General features: G+C 67.1%; 21 protein-coding genes, 1 tRNA gene and 1 pseudogene. 5 read left to right on the forward strand and 18 right to left on the reverse strand.

Annotated elements, in window-relative coordinates:
* Window positions 1–260 precede the first annotated feature (260 nt).
* The 13 genes from ACR2MZ_RS09525 to ACR2MZ_RS09585 form a co-directional block, all read right to left on the reverse strand.
* Window positions 261–352 (reverse strand) — tRNA-Ser (locus tag ACR2MZ_RS09525).
* Between the two features lie 22 nt (window positions 353–374).
* A complete protein-coding gene (gndA, locus tag ACR2MZ_RS09530; protein ID WP_434004819.1) occupies window positions 375–1,811 on the reverse strand; it encodes an NADP-dependent phosphogluconate dehydrogenase in 1,437 nt (478 codons plus the stop codon).
* The gene (gene rpiA / locus ACR2MZ_RS09535) at window positions 1,808–2,503 is read right to left on the reverse strand and encodes a ribose-5-phosphate isomerase RpiA (RefSeq protein WP_434004820.1); all 696 of its coding nucleotides are present in this window, start codon (window positions 2,501–2,503) and stop codon (window positions 1,808–1,810) included. The genes gndA and rpiA overlap by 4 nt, the downstream gene beginning before the upstream one ends.
* The gene (gene rpe, locus ACR2MZ_RS09540; protein ID WP_434004821.1) at window positions 2,493–3,143 is read right to left on the reverse strand and encodes a ribulose-phosphate 3-epimerase; all 651 of its coding nucleotides are present in this window, start codon (window positions 3,141–3,143) and stop codon (window positions 2,493–2,495) included. Before rpe ends, rpiA begins: the two co-directional genes overlap by 11 nt.
* Window positions 3,140–3,793, reverse strand: coding sequence for a 6-phosphogluconolactonase (pgl, locus tag ACR2MZ_RS09545; RefSeq protein WP_434004822.1), 654 nt, complete (start codon window positions 3,791–3,793; stop codon window positions 3,140–3,142). Before pgl ends, rpe begins: the two co-directional genes overlap by 4 nt.
* Entirely contained in the window at window positions 3,790–4,965 is a 1,176-nt protein-coding gene (locus ACR2MZ_RS09550) for a glucose-6-phosphate dehydrogenase assembly protein OpcA (RefSeq protein WP_434004823.1), read from the reverse strand. The genes pgl and ACR2MZ_RS09550 overlap by 4 nt, the downstream gene beginning before the upstream one ends.
* A complete protein-coding gene (gene zwf, locus ACR2MZ_RS09555; RefSeq protein WP_434004824.1) occupies window positions 4,950–6,578 on the reverse strand; it encodes a glucose-6-phosphate dehydrogenase in 1,629 nt (542 codons plus the stop codon). Before zwf ends, ACR2MZ_RS09550 begins: the two co-directional genes overlap by 16 nt.
* Complete coding sequence (gene gnd, locus ACR2MZ_RS09560; protein WP_434004825.1) at window positions 6,575–7,489, reverse strand: phosphogluconate dehydrogenase (NAD(+)-dependent, decarboxylating); 915 nt, start codon at window positions 7,487–7,489, stop codon at window positions 6,575–6,577. The genes zwf and gnd overlap by 4 nt, the downstream gene beginning before the upstream one ends.
* Window positions 7,490–7,520: 31 nt before the next feature.
* Window positions 7,521–10,286, reverse strand: a complete 2,766-nt coding sequence (locus ACR2MZ_RS09565; RefSeq protein ID WP_434004826.1) for a bifunctional transaldolase/phosoglucose isomerase — start codon at window positions 10,284–10,286, stop codon at window positions 7,521–7,523.
* A 5-nt stretch (window positions 10,287–10,291) separates the two neighbouring features.
* Window positions 10,292–12,157 carry a transketolase gene (locus ACR2MZ_RS09570; RefSeq protein ID WP_434004827.1) on the reverse strand — a complete coding sequence of 622 codons (1,866 nt, stop codon included), beginning with the start codon at window positions 12,155–12,157 and terminating at the stop codon, window positions 10,292–10,294.
* A gap of 127 nt (window positions 12,158–12,284) precedes the next feature.
* Window positions 12,285–13,775 carry a gluconokinase gene (locus ACR2MZ_RS09575; protein WP_434004828.1) on the reverse strand — a complete coding sequence of 497 codons (1,491 nt, stop codon included), beginning with the start codon at window positions 13,773–13,775 and terminating at the stop codon, window positions 12,285–12,287.
* 15 nt (window positions 13,776–13,790) lie between these two features.
* Entirely contained in the window at window positions 13,791–15,155 is a 1,365-nt protein-coding gene (locus ACR2MZ_RS09580) for a DUF5667 domain-containing protein (protein WP_434004829.1), read from the reverse strand.
* Entirely contained in the window at window positions 15,148–16,977 is a 1,830-nt protein-coding gene (locus ACR2MZ_RS09585; RefSeq protein WP_434004830.1) for a M3 family oligoendopeptidase, read from the reverse strand. Before ACR2MZ_RS09585 ends, ACR2MZ_RS09580 begins: the two co-directional genes overlap by 8 nt.
* A gap of 105 nt (window positions 16,978–17,082) precedes the next feature.
* Between ACR2MZ_RS09585 and ACR2MZ_RS09590 the strand changes: the two genes are divergently transcribed.
* Complete coding sequence (locus ACR2MZ_RS09590; protein ID WP_434004831.1) at window positions 17,083–17,349, forward strand: GlsB/YeaQ/YmgE family stress response membrane protein; 267 nt, start codon at window positions 17,083–17,085, stop codon at window positions 17,347–17,349.
* Window positions 17,350–17,442: 93 nt separating this feature from the next.
* Here the strand turns inward: ACR2MZ_RS09590 and ACR2MZ_RS09595 are convergent, their stop codons facing one another.
* From ACR2MZ_RS09595 to ACR2MZ_RS09615, 5 genes are all read right to left on the reverse strand, one after another.
* The gene (locus ACR2MZ_RS09595; RefSeq protein ID WP_434004832.1) at window positions 17,443–18,477 is read right to left on the reverse strand and encodes a magnesium chelatase ATPase subunit I; all 1,035 of its coding nucleotides are present in this window, start codon (window positions 18,475–18,477) and stop codon (window positions 17,443–17,445) included.
* A gap of 14 nt (window positions 18,478–18,491) precedes the next feature.
* A complete protein-coding gene (locus ACR2MZ_RS09600) occupies window positions 18,492–20,588 on the reverse strand; it encodes a magnesium chelatase subunit D family protein (protein WP_434004833.1) in 2,097 nt (698 codons plus the stop codon).
* Between the two features lie 123 nt (window positions 20,589–20,711).
* A complete protein-coding gene (gene mdh / locus ACR2MZ_RS09605; RefSeq protein WP_434004834.1) occupies window positions 20,712–21,653 on the reverse strand; it encodes a malate dehydrogenase in 942 nt (313 codons plus the stop codon).
* A gap of 44 nt (window positions 21,654–21,697) precedes the next feature.
* Window positions 21,698–22,513, reverse strand: coding sequence for a tRNA (adenine-N1)-methyltransferase (locus tag ACR2MZ_RS09610; RefSeq protein ID WP_434004835.1), 816 nt, complete (start codon window positions 22,511–22,513; stop codon window positions 21,698–21,700).
* The gene (locus ACR2MZ_RS09615; protein ID WP_434004836.1) at window positions 22,510–23,304 is read right to left on the reverse strand and encodes a class I SAM-dependent methyltransferase; all 795 of its coding nucleotides are present in this window, start codon (window positions 23,302–23,304) and stop codon (window positions 22,510–22,512) included. Before ACR2MZ_RS09615 ends, ACR2MZ_RS09610 begins: the two co-directional genes overlap by 4 nt.
* Before the next feature lie 28 nt (window positions 23,305–23,332).
* Here ACR2MZ_RS09615 and ACR2MZ_RS09620 point away from each other — a divergent pair, with 28 nt between their 5' ends.
* From ACR2MZ_RS09620 to ACR2MZ_RS09635, 4 genes and pseudogenes are all read left to right on the forward strand, one after another.
* The gene (locus ACR2MZ_RS09620) at window positions 23,333–23,773 is read left to right on the forward strand and encodes an OsmC family protein (protein WP_434004837.1); all 441 of its coding nucleotides are present in this window, start codon (window positions 23,333–23,335) and stop codon (window positions 23,771–23,773) included.
* Between the two features lie 88 nt (window positions 23,774–23,861).
* Window positions 23,862–24,218 (forward strand): NADH-quinone oxidoreductase subunit A, encoded by a 357-nt coding sequence (locus tag ACR2MZ_RS09625; RefSeq protein ID WP_434004838.1) that lies wholly within the window; start codon window positions 23,862–23,864, stop codon window positions 24,216–24,218.
* Window positions 24,209–24,694 (forward strand): annotated as a pseudogene (locus ACR2MZ_RS09630) (NADH-quinone oxidoreductase subunit B); the annotation flags it as partial. The gene ACR2MZ_RS09625 and the pseudogene ACR2MZ_RS09630, both read left to right, overlap by 10 nt.
* Window positions 24,694–25,191 carry an NADH-quinone oxidoreductase subunit C gene (locus ACR2MZ_RS09635; RefSeq protein WP_434004839.1) on the forward strand — a complete coding sequence of 166 codons (498 nt, stop codon included), beginning with the start codon at window positions 24,694–24,696 and terminating at the stop codon, window positions 25,189–25,191. The pseudogene ACR2MZ_RS09630 and the gene ACR2MZ_RS09635, both read left to right, overlap by 1 nt.
* The last annotated feature ends 6 nt before the right edge of the window (window positions 25,192–25,197 follow it).

Consider the following 25,197-nt stretch of genomic DNA (forward strand, 5'->3'; position numbering starts at 1 on the left):
GGGCGGAGAGCGCCTACTTCAAAGAAGGCGTCGACCTGCTCGAGCTGGCTTCACGTGCCCGCGAGCTGTTCCAAAGTCAGGAACCGGCCGAAAAACGAAAGCTCCTCAATTTCGTACTTTCGAACTCTTCCTGGCGAGAGGGCCGGCTCACCGCTACTTACCGCAAGCCCTTCGATTTGATCTCAGAAACGGCGGTCCAGGCGGCCGAGCTGGCCCAGACCGAGCCCTTCACGGTGGTCGACGGGGTGGTTTCTGAGAACTGGCGGAGAGGGAGGGATTCGAACCCTCGAGGCGGTTGCCCGCCTACGGCATTTCCAGTGCCGCGCCCTCGACCGGACTAGGCGACCTCTCCTTCACGTTGGCGACGTGTCAGTTTAGTCAGCCGCCTCCTCGCTGCCATCCTGGGACCAGCGCGTGTGGAAGGCCCCAGGCCTGTCCAGCCGGCGATAGCCGTGGGCGCCGAAGTAATCTCGCAAGCCCTGGATCAGGTTCGCGGGGCTCCGCTCCCGGCGGTAGCCGTCGTAGTAGGCAAGGGCCGAGCTGAAGGCGGGCACAGGCACGCCCAACCCAACTGCGGCGCCCACCACCCGCCGCCAGGCTTCCTGCGCGTGGTTCACTGCGTCTCGGAAGTAAGGGGCCAGCAGCAACTGAGGGAGCTCGCGGTCCTCATCGTAGGCGGCTTTGATACGGTCCAGGAAGCGAGCGCGGATGATGCAGCCGCCGCGCCAGATGGTGGCTATCTGACCCAAATCCAACTCCCAGCCGTACTCTCGGCCGGCCGCAGTCAGCTGCTCGAAGCCCTGCGCATAGGCCACCACCTTGGAGGCGTAGAGCGCCGTTCGGATGTCCTCCACCAGCCCCTCGGTCGCCCTGCCGGCGGGACCCCGCAGCACTCGCGCAGCGGCCAGCCGCTGCTTCTTCTGGGCCGACAGGGCGCGGGCGAACACCGCCTCGGTGATGGCCGTGACCGGCACCCCCAGCTCCAGAGCTGACTGCGAGGTCCAGCGGCCCGTGCCCTTCTGCTCCGCCTCGTCCACCATCACGTCGACCAGCGGCTTACCGCTGGTGTCGTCGACTTTGGCCAGCACGGCGGCGGTGATCTGGATCAGGTACGAGTCCAGGTCGCCTTCGTTCCACTGCTGGAAGATTCGGGACTCCTCGGCAGCGCTCAGGCCGAGACCTGAGCGCATGAGGTCGTAGGCCTCGGCGATGAGCTGGATGTCGGCGTACTCGATCCCGTTGTGCACCATCTTCACGTAGTGACCGGCGCCATCCGCACCGATGTAGGCGCAGCAGGGCACGCCCTCGACCTGAGCCGCAATCTGCTTGAAGACGGGCTCGACCCGCAGGTAGGCCTCCCGGGTACCGCCGGGCATGAGGCTGGGCCCGTGGAGAGCGCCCTCCTCCCCACCGGAGACGCCGCTGCCGAGAAAGCTGAAACCCGCCCCCTCAAGCTCCCGCGCTCGACGCCGCGTGTCCTGGAAGAACGAGTTGCCACCGTCGATCAGAATGTCGCCCTGGGTGAGATGCGGCAGCAGCTCGGTGATCGCGGCGTCCACCGGCTGGCCCGCCTTGACCATGAGCAGGATGGGTCGCGGCGGCTCGATGCTGGCCACGAAATCCGCAACGCCGCCGGCCGGAAGGAACGTGCCCTCGTCGCCGTGCTCAGCCAGGAGCCGGTCGGTCCGGGCTCGAGTGCGGTTGTAGACGGCCACTGCGACGCCACGGCTCGCGATGTTGCGGGCCAGGTTCTGCCCCATCACCGCCAGGCCGAACACCCCGAACTGCGCCTCTGCCCTGCGGGCGCTCACGCCAAGGACCCCAGAATCTGTAGGCCACCGGGCCCAGCCACTATCACCGCTTGGGTGAGGCCGCAGAAAAGGCCGTGCTCGATGACCCCGGGCACCGACTTGAGGCCGGCTGCCGTCTGCTCGGGCCGCTCCAACCCCCCGGCAAAACTCAGGTCAAGGATGAGGTTCCCATTGTCAGTCAGATATGGCTGTTCGGTGCCCCCGCGCAGCAGCCAGCTCGCTCCCAGCGCCTCCAGCCGGCGTGCGGTCTGCGGCCAGAGGAAGGGCGCCACCTCGACAGGTACCACTCCCCGCCCGAGTCGATCCACCAGCTTGCTGGCATCGGCGATGACCACGAAGCGCTCCGCGTTGAGCGCCACCAGCTTCTCGCGGAACATGGCTCCGCCCCGGCCCTTGACCAGGCTCAGGTCGGGCGCGATCTCGTCGGCGCCGTCGACTGCCAGGTCCAGCGACCGGGGCAAGGCCGCCTCGACAGGCAGCATCTCCACTCCCGCCTCACGACCCAGCTCAGCGCTGGTCAGAGAGGTGGCCAGACCCCGCAGGCGCAAGCCTCGGGCAGTGAGATCCCGCAAGCCTGTGATGAAGTGGTGGGCTGTCGAACCGGTGCCGAGGCCCAGCAGCATTCCGTCTCGCACCAGCGCCAGGGCACGCTCGGCGGCAGCACGCTTCCAGCGCTCGGACTCAGCCTCCACAGGCCCTGCGCAGCTCGCGTATGCCCCCTGTCAGCCCGTCGGGATGGCCGAACACCGAGGTGCCCGCCACCAGCAACGTGGCGCCCGCCGCGGCGCAGAGAGGGGCGCTGGCGGCGTCAATGCCGCCGTCCACCTCGATCTCGACTGTGGGCGCCAGATCCCGTACCCGGCCGATCTTGGCAGGGCTGGAGGCGATGAAGCGCTGGCCGCCAAAGCCGGGCTCCACAGTCATGACGAGAACCATGGGCACCAGGTCCACCAGCTCCCGCAACATTCCCACCGGGGTGCCGGGATTGAGGACCAGGCCGGGCTGTGAACCCGCTTCCCGGATGGCTGTGAGGGTCCTGTAGAGCGAGGTGGTGGACTCGACCTGAACCAGTATGAAGTCGGCTCCCGCCGAGGCGAAGGAGCTCACGTACTGCTCGGGCCGCTCCACCATCAGGTGCGCCTCCACCGTCAGTTCTGGCGCCGCTCGCTTGACAGCTCTCACCACATCCGGGCCGAAGGTCAGGTTGGGCACGAAGTGGCCGTCCATCACGTCGACCTGCACCCGCTCGCAGCCGGTGGCCTGCACCTCTCGCACCTGCTCCCCCAGCCGCGTCAGGTCAGCGGCCAGGATGGAGGGGACGATCTGGATCAAACGCTGCCCAGCTCGCCGGCGGCGGCCCGATCCACCAGGTACTCGGCGCTCGGGATGAGGCCGGCCGGCACCTCCCCCCTATCTGCCCGCGACAGCGCCTCGCTCTTGTCGCCACCGGTGATTAGGAACACCGTGCGCCCTGCTCGGCGCAGCGTCTCCAGGCCCAGGCTGACGCGGTCGGGCGGTGGTTTGGGCGCGCCGTGCACGGCTACGACGCTGGCTTCGCTGTGGAGCGCGGGGCTGCCCGGGAAGAGCGAGGCCGTGTGGCCGTCGGGGCCCATGCCGAGCAGGACCAGGTCGAGCGGCGCCAGACCCTCGACCACCTGGGCGTAAGCGGCGGCAGCCTCCTCCGCGCCCAACTCGGCAGCCATGCGGTGCACAGTGGCCGGCTGCACTCGATCCAGCAGCGAACGGCGGGCCATGAGGTAGTTGCTCTCGGGGTGTTCGGGCGGCACGCAGCGCTCGTCGCCGAAGAGGATGGTGACCCGACCCCAGCTGACCGGCGCCTCGGCCAGGATCTGGTAGCAGCGGGCGGGCGTCGAACCTCCTGCCAACACCAGCGTCCGGGCGCCGCCTTGGATCGCCGCCGCCACCAACCTGGCGCCCGCGCGGGCGACTGCCTCTGCGTCGTCTTGGACCTGGAGGTTCATCCGAGCGCGTCCTGCAGCTCTGCCGCCGCCGACAGCGAGCGCATGAAGACACGGTCTCGGCGGGCTACTGCCAGAGCCTGAACCAGGAGTTCGGACTCATCCTGCGGCGGCAGGGCCAGCCGCTGCCGTATGGCCGGCTGGCCGGCCAGCTCGATGGTCATGTGAGCGTGGTCGTCCCGCTCCGGGTGCAGCTCGATGGTGTCGAGACAGCGAAGGCCGCCGCTTTCCGCCTCCAGACGAAGCCTCGTCGCCGTTCCCCTGGGCAGCGTCGTCCTGCCCGAGGAGCGCAGAGCCACCGGGATCAAAGCTCCGCCGGGCGCTTGGTAGATGGCGTCAGCGTGCTCGTCGGTCACCGCCGCTGCCCGCAGCAGGCGCCAGCCCAGGGCGCCGGCGATCCAGCCGGTGAGCAGCGAGCCTCCGACCCAAGCCGCCTGCCCCTCCCCTGCGCAGTCGATGTCGAACCGCTCAATTCCACGCAGCAGACCCCGTCGCTCGGACGGCGAGAAGAACTGGCTGAGGCTTTCCCGCCAGGGCCGCTGCCGCGACCAATGGAGGTCAGCGAAGCCTATCCGGCCGCCGAGCCGATCGGCCAGGCCGGCGAACTCCAGGAAGGCGGTGACAGGCTTCTCAAAACCTGCTGAATCCACAATCAGCACGTCGCAGATGGCGAGAGCGTCGCGCAGGCCGCGCTCGCCCAGCGGGGGAGTGCCCGCCCACCAGAGGTACGTCGGCACGTCGGCGACCAGCAATGGCTCGACAAAGCTCGCCAGATGGTCGGCCGCCGCGCCGCTCACCGACAGGTAGATCTGTTCCCGCTGGATGGTCTCGCCGCGGACCAACTGATGGGCTTCGGTGACGATCTCCGCATCCAGAGTCGGGCGTTCCTTCTCCCCCGCCCGACGGATGACGACTGCGCGCAGAGGGTGACTGGCCGCCATTCTCTCCACCACCTCCTGCGTCTCTTCCGCCCGCGCTTGGGAGCCTACGCAGACAACCAGGTTCATGACGCTGTTGCGGGGGTGGGGGTGGCCCTGGTCCTCCGCTTCCGTGTGCGAGATGTCGTGATGGAGCTCGGCCAGATGGCTCAGCACCTCGCCGAGCGTGACCCCCTTGCCGGTCCAGCGGCGCTCCCGCACCCGGTCGCTGTGGAGTCTGGCTACGGACGATGCCATTCGCACCCGTCGTTTGCGAGCAGCAGATCCGAGGCCAAGGGCCCCCAGCTGCCGGCAGCGTAGGTCTGCAGCGGCGGCTCGTGCGCTCGCCAGCTCTCCTCGATCGGGTCGATCAAGCTCCAGGCGGTCTCCACCTCGTCGGAGCGAGTGAAGAGCGTGGGATCGCCCAGCATGCAGTCGACCAGGAGGCGCTCGTAGGCATCGGGCGCGTCATCCAGGAACGAGGTGGTGTAGAGGAAGTCCATGTTGACGCTGCGAATGACGAGCCCGGCGGTGGGCACCTTGGCCCCAAAGCGCAGCGAGATCCCCTCTTCCGGCTGGATCCTGAGCACTATGGCATTGGGCTCCAGCTCCCGGCTTGCCTCGCGGCCGAAGGTGAGGTGCGGCGGCCGCTTGAACTGGACGCGGATCTCAGTCACCTGCTTCGGCAGCCGCTTGCCTGCGCGCAGGTAAAACGGCACTCCCGCCCAGCGCCAGTTGTCGACCTGGAGCCTGATGGCAGCGTAGGTCTCGGTCTCCGAATCCCTGGCAACGTTGTTTTCGTCCCGGTAGCCCGCCACCTCCTCGCCCAGCACCCAGCCCTTCTCGTACTGCGCCCTGACGGTTTGTGTGCGCACGTCCTCTGAGCTGAGCGGTCGGACCGCCCGCAGCACCTTCACCTTCTCATCCCTCACGGCCATCGACTCGAAGGCCACGGGAGGCTCCATCGCCACCAGCGTGAGCAGCTGCAGAGCGTGGTTCTGCACGATGTCGCGGAGCGCGCCGGCGCGATCGTAGTAGGCGCCGCGGTTCTCCACCCCGAGCGGCTCAGCGACAGTGATCTGCACATGGTCCACCAGCTGGCAGTTCCAGACAGGCTCGAAGATGGCGTTGGCGAAGCGAAAGGCGAGGATGTTCTGGACTGTCTCCTTGCCGAGGTAGTGATCAATGCGGTAGAGGCTCTCCTCGGGAAAGACGCTGCGCAGAGTCTGGCCCAGCTCGCGGGCTGACCGAAGGTCGGTTCCGAAAGGCTTCTCGACGATGATCCGGCGGTAGCCGGCGCCTCGGTTCAGACCCTGCGACTTGAGCTGATTGGCGATCATGCCGTATGTCGGCGGCGGCGTGGCGCAGTAGAACACGACGTTGCCCCCCGTGTGGCGCGCCTTGTCGAGCTCTGCCAACCGCTTCGCCAGGGCCTTGAAGTCGTCAGCCTTGGCGAAGTCCACAGGCAAATACTCCAGGTCCTTGGCGAAATCCTTGATCGCCTCCTTGTCGGCCGGCTGAGTCCGGGAATGCTCGGCGATGGTGTCGATCGCCAGCTTGCGAAAGGCGTTGCTGTCCAGCTTGTCGATGGCGGCGCCGACGAGCGTAAAGCCGGCCGGCAGGAGCCGGTTGCGGTGCAGGTTGTACAGCGCCGGCAGGAGCTTGCGATGACTCAGATCGCCGGTGGCGCCAAAGATGACCATCAGCGCGGGAGCCGCGGACCGGTACTCGCTCAGCCCTGCCGCCAGCCGGTTCTCAGGCAACTCCTCCGGCCGGCTGACCGGCGCGATCAGCTGGCCGTCGCCCCGACCGCCATCCGGCTCGGCTCCCGCCGCGACCTTCTTGGTCCGCGGTCGGGTCTTCCCCTTCATGGCCGGGTCGACTTCACCGCGTGGCCTCCGAATTGATTTCGCATCATGGCCAGCATGCGGTCGGAGAAAGTGTCCTCCAGCCGGCTGCGGAATCTCTCGTAGAGCGCCATCGTGATGGTCGGCGAGGGAACCGCCTGCTCGACAGCGGCCAGCACAGTCCAGCGGCCTTCACCAGTGTCCTCGACATAGCCCTTGATGCTCTCCAGGCCGGGGTCCTTGGTCAGCCCGTCGGCGATCAGGTCCAGCAGCCACGAGCGCACGACGCTGCCCTCCCGCCAGGCTTCGGCGATCGCTCCCATGTCCATGCCGGGAAAGTGCTCGGCGGCCTGCATGATGTGAAAGCCCTCCGCGTACGCCTGCATCAGCGCGTACTCGATGCCGTTGTGCACCATCTTGACGAAGTGGCCCGAGCCCTCCGGGCCTGTATGAACCAGGCCGCCGCCCTCCGGCGCCAGAGCCTTGAAGATCGGCTCGCAGTGCTGGTAGGCGTCGTCGGGGCCACCAATCATCAGGCTGTAGCCGTTCTGCAGGCCCCAGATGCCACCCGAGGTGCCCGCGTCGAGGTAGCTCAGGCCGCGCTGCTTCAGCACCTCGGCATCCTGCATCGCCAGCTTCCAGTTGGTATTGCCCCCGTCGATGACCACGTCGCCCCGCTGCCCCAGTTCGGAGAGCTTCTTGATGGTCTGAGAGGTCGGGTCGCCGGCCGGCACCATCACCCAGAAGATCCGCGGCCTCTCTCGAAGCTTGTCGACCATCTCGTCCAGGCTGCCGGCCCCTTCGGCCCCGCCTTCAACCGCCTTCTGCACAGCCTCTTGGGAATGGTCGAAGGCAACCACCTGATGGCCGTGGCGGAGAAGCCGCGTGACCATATTGCCGCCCATCCGGCCGAGGCCGATCATGCCTATCTGCATTGCTGCGCTCCTTTGCGTAGTGAGTTCGAGGTCAGTTGCTCACCCTTTCGATGGCGGCGGCCAGCCCGGCCCAGGCGGTCCTTGGCGAGCTGCCCAAATTCACGCGCAGCACAGGCAGGTGACGAGACTGAAGGGACTGCAGATCCCCCAACGCCTGCGCCTGCTTCAGAGTCGAGAAGCTGTAAGGCTCCCCCGGGATGGCGGCGTCCCTGGCGTCCTCCTGCACGATCTGCAGGAACAACCCGGTGGCCGGTCCGCCCTTGTGAAGCTGACCCGTGGAGTGGAGGAAGCGGGGACCGTAGCCGGCGGTGGTGGCGAGCTTCGTCCGGTCCCGAACATGTCTGCGGATCCGGCTCAGCGCCGCCTCCGATTCACGACTGCGAGCTGTGTACGCCATGATCGCGAAATAGGAGCCGGACTTAGCGCGCTTGAGCAGCTTGGCTACGGCAGCGGTGGCTTCGCTGGGGCTGACCTGATCGACGGTCGGAAAGGCGCCTGCCTTCTGCCAGGCGGCCAGCGCTTTCTTGGTGTTGTCCTTGCTCTCCTGGACGTTGGGCTGGTCGAACGGATTGATGCCCAACACCGAGCCTGCCAGCGCCGTGGCGATCTCCCAGAGCAGCATCTCGCCGGCCAGGTCCAGCTCGTCGCGCAGGGTCAGGGTGATCACAGGCAGGCCGGCTTTCTCCAATGCTGCAACAGGAGCGATTTCCGGGTCCCTAGCCATCCGGGTGTAGACGAAGACTCGGTCCTGACCGTAAACGGCAGGGGGGCCGAGACTCTCCCCCTCGATGGGGATGATGCCTTTGCCCTGCTTGCCTGTGCTCTCGGCGACCAGCTGCTCCAACCAGTAGCCGAAGGTCGCCACCTTGGGGGACATCACCAGCGTAAGCTTGTCCCTGCCGCCAGCGGCCAGCGTGCCCAGGGTGGCACCGAGCCAGGCGCCCGGATTCTTCTCCACCGGCAGGCCCGCATCGCAAGCGTGCGCCATCTCCTGGGCCCTTTCCAGGAAGGCGGCCAGATCGACACCCAGCAGCGCCGCTGGGACCAGACCGAAATACGACAGCGCGGAATAGCGTCCGCCGATGTCAGGCGGGTTGAGGAAGATCCAGCGGAAATCCCGCTCGGCGGCCAGCTTCTCCAGGGAGCTGCCGGGATCTGTGATGACCGCGAAATTGCGCTCAGGCTTCTTGCTGCCTGACTCCTTCACCGCCTCCCAGAAATATGCGAGGTGGGAGAGCGTCTCCAGAGTCCCGCCCGACTTGCTGGCCGCGATGAAGAGGGTGTCAGCGGGGTCGATGCGGCGGCGCAGGGCCAGCAGCGAGCCGGGATCCGTGGTGTCGAGGACGTGGAATCGCGGCAGGCCCTTGCGGTCGCCAAACGTTGCCCGAAAAACATCTGGTGCCAGGCTGGAACCGCCCATACCGAGCAAGACCACGTCCTCGTAGGTCCGCGCGTCGCGCGCCTTGCTGAGCAGCCCGGGTGCCTGCTCCTGCATCTTCTCAGCCACACTGAGCCAGCCCATCCACTTCTGCGGTTCGGTGCCCGCGACGAAGAGAGACGCATCCTTCGACCAGAGCTTCTTCGGCGCTTCGCGCTTCTGGAGCTTGGCCACCGTCTCATCCACTGCCGGCTGGAGCGTCCCCAGCGAGTGCCACATGCGCGGGCCTCGGCCGCTCTTGATCTCCTTGGCAGCCTCCTTCAGGGCGCCAAGCAGGCTCTCAAAGGACTTCTCGAAGGCGTCCACACCCTCGACCTCGAGCTGCCTGGTGACCTCCGTGAGCTCGATGCCGAGCGAGGCCAGCTCCGCCAGCTGCCGCATGGCCAGATCAAGGTTGTCGTCCAGGCTCCGGCGAACCTCGCCGTGCTCGCGGAAGGCGGCCAGTGTTGCGGGTGGCACCGTATCGACAGTGGCAGGTCCGATCAGCTCCTCCACGTACATGGTGTCGTGATAGCGCGGATCCTTGGTCGACGTGCTCGCCCAGAGACAGCGTTGGCGCTGGGCGCCCGCCTTCGCCAACGCCTTCCAGCGCGGACCTGCGTGCAGTTGCTGGAAGTGCTGGTAGGCGGTCTTCGAATTGGCGATGGCGGCCTTGCCCAGCAGGGCTGTCAGGCGCCGCCGCTCGGCGGGATCGTTGGTCGCCTGGATTCGCTCGGTAAGCAGCTTGTCAACTTTGGAATCGACCCGGCTCACGAAGAAGCTCGCGACGCTGGCGACCTGGCTCAGATCACCACCCTTCTTCTGCAGATCCTCCAACCCGGAGAGATAGGCGTTCACCACCTGGTCGTAGCGATCGATGGAGAAGATGAGCGTGACGTTGATGTTCACGCCCTCGCCGATCATCTGCCGGATCGCCGGCAGTCCTGGCTTCGTGGCAGGAATCTTGACCATCACGTTCGGGCGATCAGCCCGCCGCCACAGGTCGCGCGCGATGCCGACCGTCTTCTTGGTGTCTTGCGCAGCCACCGGCGAGACCTCGATGCTGACGTAGCCGTCGGCACCCCGGGTCTGGTCGTAGACCGGGCGGAAAACATCAGCCGCGTCCCGGATGTCGTCGAGCATCAGCGCCCAGAGGATGTCGTCAGGCTTCTGGCCAGCCTTGACCATCCGGACCAGGGCCTCGTCATAATCGGTCGAGCCGGAGACGGCCTTCTCGAAGATGGTCGGGTTGGAGGTCACGCCTGTGACCCCCTCATCCCGCAGGCGAGCGAGCTCGCCGGAAGTGATCAGCTGGCGTCGGATGTTGTCCAGCCAGAGGCTCTGGCCCTGCTTGTGAACCTGCTTGATCGGGCTCGCCATTGTTTCTAGCCCTCCTTGACCAGCTTCTTGGCGGCGGCGGCTATGTGCTTGGCCGAGATCCCCGCCACGTCCAGCAGCTCCGCCGGGGTGCCGGAGGTCGGCAGGCCGCGCACCGCGCAGTGGGCCACCCGCGGCGGCTGCGGCTCCAGCGCCAGGGCCTCCATGACAGCGGCGCCCAAGCCGCCTTCGGGATAGTGATCTTCGGCCACCACCAATCGCCCACCCGTGGCCTTGACCGCCGCGCGGAGCGTCTTTCCATCCACAGGCTTCAGGCTGTAAAGGTCGATGACTCGAGCCTCGATCCCCGCCCGGGCCAGGTCGTCGGCCGCCGCCAGGCACTCGTGGAGGGTGACGCCGGCACCTATCAGCGCCACCTGATCATGGTTCGACTTCCGCAGGACCTTGGCGCCCCCGACTGGAAACTCCTCGTCAGCGCCGTAGAGCACCGGGTAGCCGCCTCGGGTGGTGCGCATGAACACCACTCCCTCGGTCTCCGCCATCGCCGCCGTCAGCTTGGCCGCCGAGGTGGCGTCGGAGGGATAGAGGACGGTTGAGCCGCCGACGGCGCGCATCGAGGCCAGATCCTCGAGCGCCATCTGCGAAGGCCCGTCCTGCCCGATCTCCACGCCGGCGTGCGAGCCGGCCAGCCGGATGTTCACCTGCGAGATGGACGCCATGCGGACAAAGTCGTAGGCCCGGCTGAAGAAAGCAGCGAACGTGCTGGCGAACGGCCGGTAGCCGCGAACACTCATGCCGACAGAAGCCCCCACCAGCATCTGCTCAGCGATGTACATCTCGAAGAAGCGCTCGGGGTATTTCTTGGCGAACTCGTCCGAGTGGGTGGAGTTGCTGACCTCTCCGTCCAGCGCCACCACATCCGGCAGCGAGCCCAAGGCCAGCAGCGCATCGCCATAGGCCTTGCGCGTCGGGACCTTGTCGCCCTTGTTGTACTTGGGCAGCTCGAGCTTGCCGGCTTTGGCTCGATGTGGCTGGCCAGCCCTCGGTTTCAGCGTTTTGACCGTGATGTCGCGTTCTCCGCCGAGCTCCTTGATCGCCCGCTCCGCCATGTCGGGCGGCAGCGGCTTGCCGTGCCAGCCGTCCTTATTCTCGATCTCACTGAAGCCCTTACCCTTCACCGTGCGAGCGATGATCACAGTGGGACCGTCGGCCCCGCGCGCGTCAGCCAAGGCCTCGTCGATCTCCGCCAAGTCATGGCCGTCGATCTCGATGGCACGCGCGCCGAAGGCCTTGACCCGATCCCTGTAAACGTCGAGGTTCCAGCCGAACTCGGTCTCCCCGCGCTGGCCTAGGCGGTTCACGTCGAAAATCGCAGTGAAGTTGTTGAGTCCGTAGTGGCCTGCCTTGTCGAGACCTTCCCAGATGGAGCCCTCGGCGACTTCTGAATCGCCGCACAGCGTCCAAACGTGGTAGGGCAGCCGGTCCAGGTACTTGCCCGCCAGGGCCACGCCTACGGCTATCGGCAGGCCCTGGCCCAGCGAACCAGTCGCCACATCCACCCAGGGCAGGACCGGGGTGGGGTGCCCCTGAAGCCGGGAACCAAGCTTGCGGAATGTCATCAGTTCTTTGTCGTCGATGGCGCCGGCAGCTTTGAAGACTGCGTAGACGAGCGGTGAGGCGTGCCCCTTGGAGAAGATCAGGTGATCGTTGGCCGGGTTGTCAGGCTGATTCCAGTCGTAGTTGAGATGCCGACTCAGGAGCACAGCCAGGAGGTCGGCCGCGGACATCGAGGAGGTGGGATGGCCCGAGCCCGCCTCAGTGCTGCAGCGAATCGAGTCGATCCGCAGCTGCGCCGCCAGATCGCGCAGCGCGCCCAGGTCCTTGCCGGTCAGACTGGTGGTTGCAGTGGCCATGCGCTTGCTCCCTGTTGCTTCATGCCCGCGCCTGTTCGAGCGGGTTCGTTTCGAAGAGTTTCCATATCACAAGTTACGCCACGCTGCACTCAGGTTTGCCGTTGGCTGAGGGGCGCCGCTCCCTCGCTCAAGCGTGGGCCGGTGCCGCAGCAGCCGGCGGAGCGCTCTCGACCAGCAGCTTGTAGAGACGTGCCTGACGGCGAGCCGCCTGACGGTAAACGTCGTGGATCTTGGCGTCCGGCTCATACAGCTTGCCGCGGCGGGTGTCCAGAGCCGGTTTCTGGCCCAGGTGCTGCAGCGCGAGCAGGGCGGCGCCGTGGCTGGAGGCTTCGAAAGACTCCGAGACCGACACCGGCTTGCCGACCGCGTCAGCCATGATCTGTGACCAGAGCGGCGAGGCGTGCAGCGCGCCGCCGCTGGCCACCAGCGTCTTGGCCCCGGGCACTGTCCGATCCAGCGCCCTGTCGACCTGCGCGAACTGCAGCGCCACAGCCTCGAGCCCGCTGCGGGCGATGTGGTAGGCGGTGGTGGCCTGGGTCAGGCGGGCGAGCGAGCCAGTGGCATGGAGCGCGAAGCCAGGGCTGCGTTCGCCCGCCAAAAGTGTCAGGAAGTCGGGGCCTGAAGCCGGCTCCAGCCGGGCCAGGTGGTCCTCCAGGCCCTCCTGCTCCAGGCGCAGGTTGCTCTCCATCCAGGCCCAGAGGTTGCCCCCGTTGCTGAGTGCGCCGCCAACCACAAAACGCCGCTCGTCAAGCAGATAGCACCAGAGACCCTTGGCCAGATGCCGGGGGCGTCTATCGGTCATCACCCGGAGCGCGCCCGAGGTACCGATGGTCAGAGCCCGCACGCTCGGCTCGGTGCAACCGCTGCCGAGGTTCGCCAGCGCGCCATCGCCGCGGGCGGTGAGGAAAGGCACCTCGGCAAGTTGGGGCCAGCGCCGCCTGTAGTCGGGTTTAAGTCCACTCAGGACTTCGGCTTCCTCCGGCACCCGCTCGGGCGAGAGTCGCAGCTTTTGGAGCAGCTCCTCATCCAGGCCGCCCGCGAGCTTGCGCAGCCCGGTTCCCGAGGCCATCGAGGCGCTGGTGGTCAGCTCGCCGAACCAGCGGAGAAAGAGGTAGTCACCGATGGAGACCCAGTGCCGGGTCCGGCCCCAAGCCCCGCCTCCCGCCTGGCGGAGCCAGGCCAGCTTGGCGGGCCAGTAGCTGGGGTGTAGGGGGCAGCCCGTCCGGCGGCGCACTGCCTCCCCGTCGAGGTCGCGGCGCAGGCGCTCAGCCTGCCGCCAGCTGCGGGTATCCGACCAGAGGACGATGGGCGTGGTCGGCCGCCGCTCCCGGTCCAGCCCCTGGAGGCCATGCCAGAAAGTGGAGATCCCCAGCGCCGCCGGCGCTGCCTGCTTCCCCGCGCGCTCCAGGGTCTGGTCAAGGGCGGACTCCACGAGCGCAGCCACGCGATCGGCATCCACCTCCGCCGTGCCGTCAGCGCCCGCCCGGGGGGTGTACTCCAACTTGGTCTCCAGTCCAGGCAGCTCGCGACCTCTGCCGTCGAATCCCATTGCGCGCACTGACGAAGTGCCCACGTCAAGGCTGAGGACGAAGAGGTTGCGCCCGGAGCCGGCGGCCATCTCTTTTGGTGGCCGCTAGCCAGCCGCCGCTGGGCTGGGGGAAGGCGATGGCTGACTTGGGCCGCCGAGCGTCCGCCGCCAACCGACCAGCTCCTGGAGCCAGGCGTCGTCGAGCGCCCTGGCATCCGCCGCCGACTTGTCAAGGCCGCTTGATTGCAACTGGCGCTCCAACCCGCCAGAGCCGGGAGTGCCGCTCTGGAGCAGCTGATCTCGTTCGGCGCGCCAGCGAGCGTCTCGCTGAGGAGAGTTCGCCAAGTCGCGGGCGGCGGCCCGGAGCAGGTCCAAGCGATCCCTCTCCGCTTTGAGGGCCAGATCGCCGTGCTTGCTGGCGGCCATGTCCTCGGCCTCCCGCTCCCGGAGCTGGGCCAGTTTCAGCTCCAGATCGATGTGGGACGCCTGGCCAGCCGGGACCACCAGCAGCATCGATTCGCCGAGTCGTTTGAACGGGTAGAGGCTCGAGTCAGGGTCCGCGAAGGCCGAGACCAGGGCCAGGAAGAGCGCACCGCCGAGCGTGATCATGAGCACAACGCTGAGGAGCGCCAAGTTCCCCGCGCGGAGGCGGCGAGGGCGCCGAGTCGGCGCACCGGGCACCTGCGGCGCGACTTGATTCCGCTGCACCCACTGCACCCGCCGGTTCATCGCCTCCGCCAGCAGCTCTCGCCGGAGGCCCCCCAACTCCGCTCCGTTGGCTGCTTCCGCCAGCCGGCGAATGGCGACCACTGTATCCAGCAGGGCAGCCGAGTCCGGGGGAACGGCCAAATTGGCCTCAGCCCGGCCGGGGTCCCCGTCCCTGACCACGGCGTCCACTGCGCGATCGAAGCTGTCGAGCGCCATGCCCCAGGCCGGCCCCGTCTGACCGCTGGCGCCACTCATCTGTCGCAGCGCTGAGAGCAGGCGCGCCTGCAGGCGCGCCGCGCCGCCCCAGCCTGACGCCACCAGGGAATCGGTCGGGATTCTGCCGAGCGCCCGAAGTGCGAGAAGCTCATGAGCTGGTTGGCTCAGGGCTGCCATCCGCCGGCGCCAGTCATCGCCGCTCGTGACACCGTCAGCTCGCGCTGCCACCGCCCCCTGCTGCAGTAGATGCACCTCAAAGGCTTCCTCGGTGCCTGCAAAGTCCTGCAGGTCGGCCAGCGCTGACAGCAGCACCTGGCGGGTGATAAGCAGCGAGCGCTCGGGGCTGCCGGTGAGCGCCCAGGTGAGCGTATGCAGGCGAGGCAGCAGACGGTTGAGCCACGGCTCCAAGGCATGTCGCTCGTACCGCCGGACGCGGGCGAACGTCGCTTCGCTGCCGGAGCTGCTGGCTGCCGTCAGGGCCCAGCCCCGAGTTGCCTGTAACGGTCGTACGTCTAGCAGGCCGGAGGCGGCCGGCGCGTCAGTCACCTGTCTTGGCGCTGCCGTCGGCGTCGGCCTGTCCGGCCAGACGCTCCACCTCGCTCACCATCCCCTCCACGATGTCCAGCCCTCTTCCCCAGAACGCCGGATCCGAGATGTCGAGACCCACCCGGCGCACAGCCTCTTCGGGAGAAAGCGAGCCACCGGTGCCGAGGAACCCGAGGTATTCCTCGACGAAAGCTGGATCTTCCAGCTCGCGATAGCGGCGGTAGATCGAAAGCGCCAGCAGGTTGCCGAAGGCGTAGGCGTAGACGTAGCCGGGAGTGTGAACGAAATGCTCGACGTAGCTCCACCAATCGCGGTGTTCTTCGGTGAGCTCGACCGAGTCGCCGAACATGGCTTGTAGCTTCGTCTGCCAGATGCTTCCGATCTGCTCCGGCGCCAGCTCACCCTCGCTCCGCCGAGCGGTGTGCACGGCGTCCTCAAAGCGGTTCATCGAGATCTGGCGGAAGACTGTGGCGAAGGAGTCCTCGACCTGCTGGCAGAGGAGCGAAAGCCTCACGCGAGCGTCCTTCTCCTGGCTCATGATGGCGTCGAAGGTGAGCGTTTCGCCAAAGACCGATGCCGTCTCGGCCAGGGTCAGGGGCGGGTGGTAGTCGAAGAGGTGGTTGCGCTCGCCGGCCAGTCGGTCGTGCAGCCCGTGGCCCAGCTCGTGCGCCAGGGTGAGGGCGTCGTTGAGACGGCCTGTGAAGTTGAGCATTATGAACGGATGCAGGTCAGGCGTGGCGAAAGCGCAGTAAGCGCCACCCTCCTTGCCTTCCATCACGGGGGCGTCGATCCAACCCTGGCTGAAGAAGTCTTCGACCATCCGACCGGCGCGGGGTGAGAAGCGGTGATAGGAGCTCAGCACGATGTCCTTGGCGGAATCCCAGTCCACCTGCCGGGTGGTCGCCTCCAGAGGCGCGTATCGATCCCACTCATGCAGTTCGGTCAGGCCCAGGAGCCGGCGCTTGACGCGGTAATAGCGAGGCACTATGCCGTAGCGGCCCGTGACGGCCTCCACCAGCGCCTGCACAGCGCTGTCCGAGATCTCGTTGGCCAGGTTGCGAGCGCTGATCCAGCTCTGGTAGCCGCGCACGCGGTCACTGATCGACTTCTCCTGCAGCAGCACGTTGAAGATGTACGCGCGCGTGCGCAAGTCCGCCCGCAAAGCCTCGCTGGTGGTGTGGCTGGCGCGCTCCCGGACCGCGCGGTCGCCGTCGCGGAGCCGGGAAAGTGCTATCGAGAGGGGAACGCTGCCCCCGTCCAGTTCGACCCTGACGGCTGCGCACAGCTCTTCGAAAAGCCGGGACCAGGCTGGAGATGCGACAGGGCTGAACTCGGTCAGCACCCGCTCTTCTGGCTCGGTCAGCTGATGTTTGCGGTAGCGACGCTCCTGCTCGATGGTGTGCCGGTACTTGGAGGTGGAAGGATGGGAGTAGAGTTCTTCCGCCTTCTCGTCGCTGAGCTGAGCCACTTCGAGACCGAAGAAGACCATGTGTCGGCCCTGCTCAGCCCCCGCCTCCCGCACCCTGGCGAGGAGCCTTCCGGCGGCGTGATCTCGCGTATCGAGCGTGTGCAGCAGATGAGCGTAGAGCCCCGGCTTGCTCGCCGCCACGTAATGCGTCTCCAGCGAAGCCATCATCTCGGCGAACTCGTCAGCAGCCAGTCCGCTGATGCGGCCCTTGTAACGCGTCTCGAAGGCCTGGGCCCACTCGAGCGCTTCGGCCAGCGTCCGGCTCAGGGCAGAAGCTTCGGGACTGTCGTACAGCTCGTCCAGATGCCAGCGAACCCGTTCGGCCCCACTCTCGGCTGCAACGGTTTCTGTCATCGTTCTTCAAGCGTAGCCGGTCACACCTTGACAAGCCCGGCGACTGTAGCTATAGTGATAGTCATGCTGTCAGTCTTTACTTCCCTGGAGGGATAGGTAAACGTCATGCTCGAACATCTTCTCGTCTGGCTTGTGATCGGTCTCGTGGCTGGCTTTCTAGCCAGCGTAGTCGTCAAAGGCGGCGGCAGCGGCGTGGTCGTCGACATCATCGCCGGCTTGGTCGGCGCTCTGCTCGGCGGCTGGCTGTTCAGCCTGCTCGGCATCGCCACCGCCGGCATCATCGGTGAGATCATCGTCGCCTTCGTCGGCGCGGTCGTCGTGCTGCTCATCGTCCGCGCTCTGATGGGCGGCCGCAGCCGGCACGCCCTCTAACCGGTCAAACGACAGAGCCGCCCCTGAGGGGCGGCTCTTTTTTTGCTCCGTTGAACCTGTTTCTCCAAACGCCCGCTACCCGGAGCCCATGGTTTATTGGGCGACTATCCGGTTGATCACCTCGGCCAGATTGGGCCCTGCCTTGCCAAATGGGACTGAGCGCAGGCGGTGGCTATAAACCATTGGCGCGACGTGGCTGACGTGCTGGACCGAGACTTCCGACGAGCGATCGAAGGCCGCCTGCGCCTGGGCCGCGCGGGCGCAGACCAGGTCGGCGCGGTGCCCGTCCACCTCCAGAGCGATGCTCAGCTGGGCGATCAGCCGGAGGATGGGACGCTCCACCTGCAGCTCCGGGTAGGTCTGGATCGCTTCGGCGATCCGAGCTCGCGTCTCGCCTTCGGCGCTCGCGTGCTCGGCCTGGAAGGCGGCGGGATCCTCCTCCCAGGCCGCCCGGCGCTCGACGATGTGCACCCGACGGTCGAGGTCCCGGATGCCCTCCACGTCGACGCAGAGGCCGAACCGATCCAGCAGCTGGGGCCGGAGTTCCCCCTCCTCAGGATTCATGGTGCCGACCAGGATGAAGCGTGAGGGGTGGATCACGGAGACGCCTTCTCTTTCGACCACGTTCATGCCCATGGCGGCCGAGTCCAGCAGCACATCGACTATGTGGTCGTCGAGCAGATTCACCTCGTCGACGTACAGGATGTTCCGGTTGGCCTCCGCCAGGACGCCTGGCTCGAAGCGCTTCGACCCCTCCTTCAACGCCGCCTCCAGGTCGATGGTCCCCACCACCCGATCCTCCGAGGCGTTGATGGGCAGCTCCACCACCCGCATCCGACGGGTGATGGCCGGCAGCGGCTCCTCACCTGCGGCCCGGCGGTCCCGGCACTCGCTGCAGAGGTGGTCCAGATCTGAGGGCTCGCAGCCGAACCGACAGGCTTTCACCACCTGGTGCTCGGGCAGGAGACTGGTCAGTGCACGGACGGCGGTTGACTTGGCGGTGCCCTTCTCGCCCCGGATCAGCACGCCCCCGATGCTCGGGTTGATCGCGTTCAACACCAGCGCGAGCTTCATCCGATCCTGGCCCACGATGGCCGAGAAGGGATAGGTCAAGCGCTCCACTGCCATTGGCGGCTCCCAGGCTACCGGCGGCGGTTGAGTTGACCGGCCACGGCCGCGGCGATCTCCTCCCGGGAGAGATCGTAGATGCCGTAATAGCGCCCGTCCATGCGCTCGGCCAGATCCGAGCAGGCATTGAGGGCGTAGCTCTGATACATCGGGGCGACCCGGGCCAAGTGCTGAACGGATGCCAGCGTCGAGTAGTCGCGGGCGGAGTCGATGATCAGCGCCTCGATCTTCTCCGACTTGATCAGCGCCGCCATCTTCTGCGCCTCGACCAGAGGCTCCTCCTTGAACATGCTGATGTTGCCGCGGCCGTCGGAGATCAGAACCAGCAGGGGCCGGATGGTGGGATCGCGGCTCAGCTCTGACTTGATCACCTTGTAGCCGGCCATGAGACCGTGCGTCAGCGGCGTGGTGCCGCCTACCGACAGGCGCTCCAGCCGGCGCTGGGCGAGCGAGACGCTGGCCGTCGGCCGCAGCACCACCTCGGCTGTGCGGTTCTTGAACACGATCAGAGCCACCTTGTCACGGCGCACGTAGGCGTCCTGCAGCAGGGACAGGATGGCCCCCTTGGTGGCAGCCATTCTCTGCTCCGCATCCATCGAGGCGGAGGCATCGACCACGAACACGATCAGGTTTCCGACCTTCCGCTCGCGCACCTTCTGCTGCAGGTCCTGCCGCTCCAGGCGCAGGCGCTCGCCCCGGGCCCGGCCCCGCTTTGCCTGGTGGGGAGCCGCCGCCCGGACCGTGGCGTCAACGGCGAGGTCTGTCACCTTCTCCTTGCCCTCCGCGCGCACGTATCTGCCGCGGCGGTCGCTGGCCTTGCTCGCCTGGCGCTTGCCGCCGGTCTTGCGCGTCTTCTGCTGCCGGGCCAGCTCGATCTTCCGAACCGAGAAGATGTCCTCGGCCTCGATCGGGCTCTCACTCCTGCCCTCGCTGCCGGTGGTCCTGCCCTGGTCGGCGCCGGCCGCCTGCTCGCCCGCCTCCGCCTGGGCGCTCTCCTCGCCCTGCCCTTCGCTCTCCTCGGCGCCGCTGGCCGACTCGTCCGAGTCACCTGGCTCGGCCCGCTCCCCCGCCTCGGCGTTCGCCTCCTCGGACTGGCGGCCCTCCTGCGGCGCCAGCTCCTCCTGCTCCCGCCTGACCGCGTAGCGGGCGCGGTGGGCCAGGGCCAGATCCGCGGCGTCGTAGACATCGTCGGCAGTTGCCTCGCGGTGGCCCCGAAGCGCGGCCAGCGCCCGGGCGGTTCGCTCGATCACCACGTCAGCCCGATGTCCCTGCACGCCGGCCTGCAGGCAGATGGAGGAGATGAGGCGGCGCCGGTTGGACGGAAGGCGCACCTTGGGGAGCGCTTTCATCGCTGCGCCGAGCGCCTCGGCCAGGTCCTCATCCGCGGTGCGAAATCGAGCCTGGAATTCTCTGTCGCCGGCCTTGAAGGCCGCCTCTCGCTCGGCGATCTCCACCCGCAGCTCAGGATCTCGGATGCCCTTCACATCGACGCAGAGCCCGAAACGATCGAGGAGCTGGGGCCGGAGATCACCCTCCTCCGGGTTCATGGTGCCGACCAGGATGAAGCGAGACGGATGGCTGACCGAAACGCCCTCCCGCTCGACCACGTTGACGCCCATCGCGGCGGCGTCCAGCAGGACGTCCACTATGTGATCGTCAAGCAGGTTCACCTCGTCGACATAGAGAAGATTGCGGTTGGCATCCGCCAGCACGCCCGGCTGAAAGCGCTTGGCGCCCTTTTGCAGCGCGACCTCCAGGTCGATAGTGCCGACGACCCTGTCCTCGGAGGCGTTGATGGGCAGCTCCACCACCCGCATCCGCCGGTTGCTGTGAGGCAGCGAATCCTCCCCCGCCGCGAGCCGCCAGCGGCAGTCGGCGCAGAGGTGTGCCGGGATCGCCGGGTCGCAGCCGTAGCGGCAGCCGATCACCACCTGCTGGTCGGGCAGGAGCCGGGCCAGGGCGCGTACAGCCGTCGACTTGGCAGTCCCCCGCTCGCCTCGGATCAGAACTCCGCCGATGGCGGGATTCACTGCATTGAGGCAAAGCGCCAGCCGCATGCCCGCCTGGCCGACCAGCGCACTGAAGGGATAGGTGTTGCGCAGGTCGGTCACAAACTGACTCTAGCGAGCGATCCGGCTGCTGCCCGCACCCTGCCTACGCGTTCACCCGGTCGGGTGAAGGGTGAAGAGAAGGGAGGGTCTGTCCTTGTCGGGCAGCCGTGCCTCTCCTGCAGGCTAGGCCTGCATAGCCCTCTCAGTGGCGGCCCAGAGTTCCCTGACCGAATCCGCTGATTTGTTGAGCAGCGCCTGTTCGCCCGCGTCGAGCTCGATCTCCAGAATCCGCTCGACGCCACCCGCCCCGAGCACGCAGGGGACGCCCATGAAGATCCCGTTGATGCCGTACTCACCCTCCAGGTAGGCAGCGCAGGGCAGCACGCGCTTCTTGTCGAGGAGGATCGAGTCCACCATCTCGACAACTGAAGCCGAGGGAGCGTAGTAGGCGCTGCCGGTCTTCAGCAGGCTGACGATCTCGGCCCCGCCGTTGCGGGCGCGGTCGACTATCGCGTCGATGCGGTCCTGGCTGAGAAGTGCCGGCAAGGGGATGCCGGCGATGGTGGTGTAGCGGGGCAGCGGCACCATGGAGTCCCCGTGACCGCCCAGGACGAAGCCGTGGACGTCCTCAGCCGAGACGCCCAACTCCTCGGCTAAGAAGGAGCGGTAGCGGGCGGAATCCAGCACGCCCGCCATGCCCACCACGCGCTGTTTGGGGAAACCGCTCACCTGGTGGGTGAGGGTGACCATCGCGTCCAGCGGATTGGCCACCACCAGCAGGATCGAATCCGGCGAGGCTGCCACCACCTGCTGCGTGACCTGGCGGACGATCCCGGCGTTGGTCTTCAGCAGGTCGTCACGGCTCATCCCGGGCTTGCGCGCGATCCCGGACGTGATGACGACTATCTCCGAACCGCGGCTCTCCTCGTAGCCGTTGCTGCCGACCACCCGAGAGTCGTAGCCATAGACCGGCCCCGCCTCCTGGATGTCCAGCGCCTTGCCCTGGGGCATGCCCTCCACGATGTCGATCAGGACCACGTCGGCGTAGTCACGCTCGGCGAGCCGTTGGGCCAGCGTTCCTCCCACCATTCCCGCCCCAACCACCGTCACCTTGTAACGCGGCATTCCTCAGCTCCTCCGAACTTGATCTCCCGACGAACCGCTGTCACCTAGAACCTCTCGCTTTCGACGTCGAAGACTTCTGCCCCGGCCAGCCGCCGCGCGAAGGTCAAGAATCCGGTGTGGGCAACCATACGGTGCGCCGGCCGGAGGCTCCGCCCGCGCACAGTCCAGTCTCTCTCCAGCACCTCCACCGTCTTGATGAGACCGAAGCCACCGACCTGACGCAGCTCGTCGCTAAAGCGTTGAACCTGGCTCACGTTGGGGCAGTGAGCGAACACCACGCCCCCGGGTCGAAGGGATTGGGCCACATGCTGTGCAGCCCGCCAGGGCTCAGGCAGGTCGAGGAGAACTCGATCCATGTCACGCTCGGCAAAACCTTCGTAAGCGTCGCCAAGCTTCAGCTCCAGGTTGTCGGGTAGGCAGCCCAGCACTTCCTGGATGGCGCTGCGGGCGGCAATCTGGAACTCCTCCCTCTGCTCATAGGAGACCACCCGACCCCGCGGTCCCACGGCTCTCATAGCTGCCATGGTCAGGGCTCCCGTACCAGTGCCTGCCTCCACGACCGCCGCGCCGGGATAGAGGTCGGCGTGGAGCAGGATGGCGCCCAGGTCTTTGGGGTAGATGGGCTGCGCTTCGCGCCTGCGACCTGTCACCCGCTCGGCGAAAGTGGGCCGCAGGGCGAGCAGCCGGACCCCCCGGCTGGTCCTGACCACAGCGCCGTCGGGCCGACCGATCAGATCGTCGTGACTCAAGGTGCCCGAGTGGAGGGTGAGTGTGGCACCCGGCTTCAGACTGGCCTGATAGCGGCGCCCGGCGCGATCGTGCAGCAGCACAAGGTCGCCCGCCTGCAGCTCAGCGCTCACGGCTTGACTGTGCGGATCAACGCGTGCCAGTAGGCGTGGCGGAGCCGGCCGTCGCGCCGCTGCGGCCGCAGCTCCAGGGCCGCCTGGCCCTTCGCCGCCTCCAGCTTGCTCGCCAGGGCTACGACCCTGTCGGGCTCGATGGCAAGGTTTGCCATCCAGCCCTCGAAGTCCCAGTCCAGCTCCCGCCGCCGCGCGCTCTCGACCTGCAGGCCCGCCTGACCCAGGAGCTGTGTCCACTCCGCCAGCGTCCGGCTCAGCACGTGGCTGGGATCCCGGCCGATCTCGATCTGGTGCAGGTGCTCGCGCGCCGCTTCGGGCGGTGAGCAGTCGATGAAACAGGCGCGGCCGCCCCTCTTCAGCACCCGCGCCGCCTCGCTCAGGGCCGCGCCCAGGTCAGAGAAATGATGCGGTGCAGCGCGCACTGTGTAGAGGTCGATGACACCCGAGGCGAAGGGCAGCTGGCAGGCGTCGCCCTGCGCCCAGCTGACATTGGCGGCGCCGAATCGCTGAGCGTTGCGCCGGCACTCGGCCAGCATGGCAGGCGTCAGGTCGAGCCCGATCACGTGGGCAACGTGGGGGACAAGTGCGAGCGCCGTGTTGCCGGTGCCGGTGGCCACGTCGAGAGCCAGCTCATCCTTCTCGGGTCGGGCCAGCTCAACCACCTCGTCCAGGCGGGCTGGGTCGGCATGGAAGAATGAGCGGGAGTAGTTCGCCGCCGCCGGGCCGAAAGTGGCCCGAATCCCCGCCGCGCCGCCCGGCGCCGACCGGCGGTCGCGCGCTCGCTCGTCCACGTCGGTCAATCTACTGAGGCAAAGCGTCATGGCGAAGGCAACCGCTCGCTGGTCGGGCAGCAAGACGAAGTTCACTATCGAGGCCGGCTCCGGCCACCAGGCCCAGGTCGACGAGGCGGCGCCCTTTAGTGACGACGAAGGCATGCGGCCGACCGAGATGCTACTGGGGGCTCTCGGCGGCTGCACCGGGGTAAACGCCGCGCTGCTCTTGAAGAAGTTCCAGCAGCCCTTCCGGAGCTTGGCGGTCCAGGTGGAGGGCGATCAGGAGGCTGAGTGGCCCCGCGCCTTCAGCTCGATTCGGATCAACTTCGAGATCGGCTGGGAAGACGGCTTCACCCCGGATGCGGTCAAGGTGGAGAAAGCGCTGGACATGGCCTGCAACCGCTACTGTCCGGTCGACGCCACTCTCACCACCGGCACCCGGATCTCCCACAGCCACAGCTCTTCAGCCGGCCGCGAGCAGCCGTAGGCGGCAGCCTGGGCACTGACGCAGTCCGCCGGGCTCTGCCTAGAATTGGCGCCATAGTCCCCTCCGGCCATTGCCACCTGGAGATCTTTTGCTAAGCGACTACGCGCCACTCGTCATCTACACGGTGATCGTCGTGCTCGTCGTGGGACTGCTCCTCACCCTCTCCTACGTCTTGGGCCCGGCCAAGGCATACACGGCCAAGCGCCTTCCCTATGAGTCGGGCATGGTGCCCACTACCCCCGCCCGGCAGCGCATGTCCGTCCGCTTCTACCTGACGGCGATGCTCTTCATCATCTTCGACGTCGAAGCGGTCTTCTTCTACCCCTGGGCGGTCATCCTGCGCCAGCTCAAATGGTTCGGTGTGATCGAGATGTTCGTTTTCATTGCGATTTTGCTCGTGGCGCTGGGCCACATCTGGCGCAAGGGAGGCTTCGATTGGGAGTAGAACAGCTCCTCGAGCCGCTGGGGGAGAACGTGCTTACCACCACTGTCGGCAAGCTGGTCGGCTGGGGTCGGGCCAACTCCGTCTGGCCGGCCCAGTTCGGCCTGGCGTGCTGCGCCATCGAGATGATGGCGGCCGCCGGCCCCGCCTATGACCTGGGGCGGTTCGGTTCCGAGGCCATGCGAGCCTCGCCGCGGCAATCGGATCTGATGATCGTCGCGGGCCGTGTGTCGCAGAAAATGGCCCCCGTTTTGCGCCAGATCTATGACCAGATGCCTGAACCGAAATGGGTCATCTCCATGGGCGCCTGTGCCTCAACCGGCGGGGTTTTCAACAACTACGCGATCCTCCAGGGCGTGGACAAGATAGTCCCCGTCGACGTCTACGTGCCCGGCTGCCCGCCCCGACCGGAGGACCTGATCAACGGCCTCATGATCCTGCAGGAGAAGATCAAGGCGCAAGGAATCAGGTCGCGAGTATGAGCCAGCAGATACCCCCCGCCGCCGTGCTGGCCGAGGGGATGATCGCGGGGGACCACTGGATCCAGGTGCAGCCCGAACAGATTCGCGCCACCTTGAGCCGGTTGCAGGCCGAGGGATTCACCTACTTCCTCTTCCTCACCTGCGTCGATCACCTCGCCACGCCCCTGCTGCAGCAACCGCCCCAGCGTTTCGAGCTCGTCTACCAGCTCCGGGACCTGAAGCAGCGTCGCGAGATCCGAGTTCGCGTGTTCCTGCCGGAGGAGCGGCCCGAGATCGCCAGCGTGCAGGACATCTTCGCCGCCGCCAACTGGGACGAGCGCGAGACCTGGGACATGTTCGGCATCGAGTTCGAGGGCCATCCCAACCTGGAGCGCATTCTGATGCCGGAGGACTGGATAGGCCATCCCCTGCGCCGAGACTTTCCCGTCGGCGGTGAGCCTGTCGACTTTTCCGAGGACCACGAGACGTGGCAGACAGCACCCCCGCAGGCATGAGCGCTC

Source organism: Candidatus Dormiibacter sp. (assembly GCF_050999135.1).
GTDB classification, from domain to species: Bacteria; Chloroflexota; Dormibacteria; order Dormibacterales; family Dormibacteraceae; genus Dormiibacter; species Dormiibacter spiritus.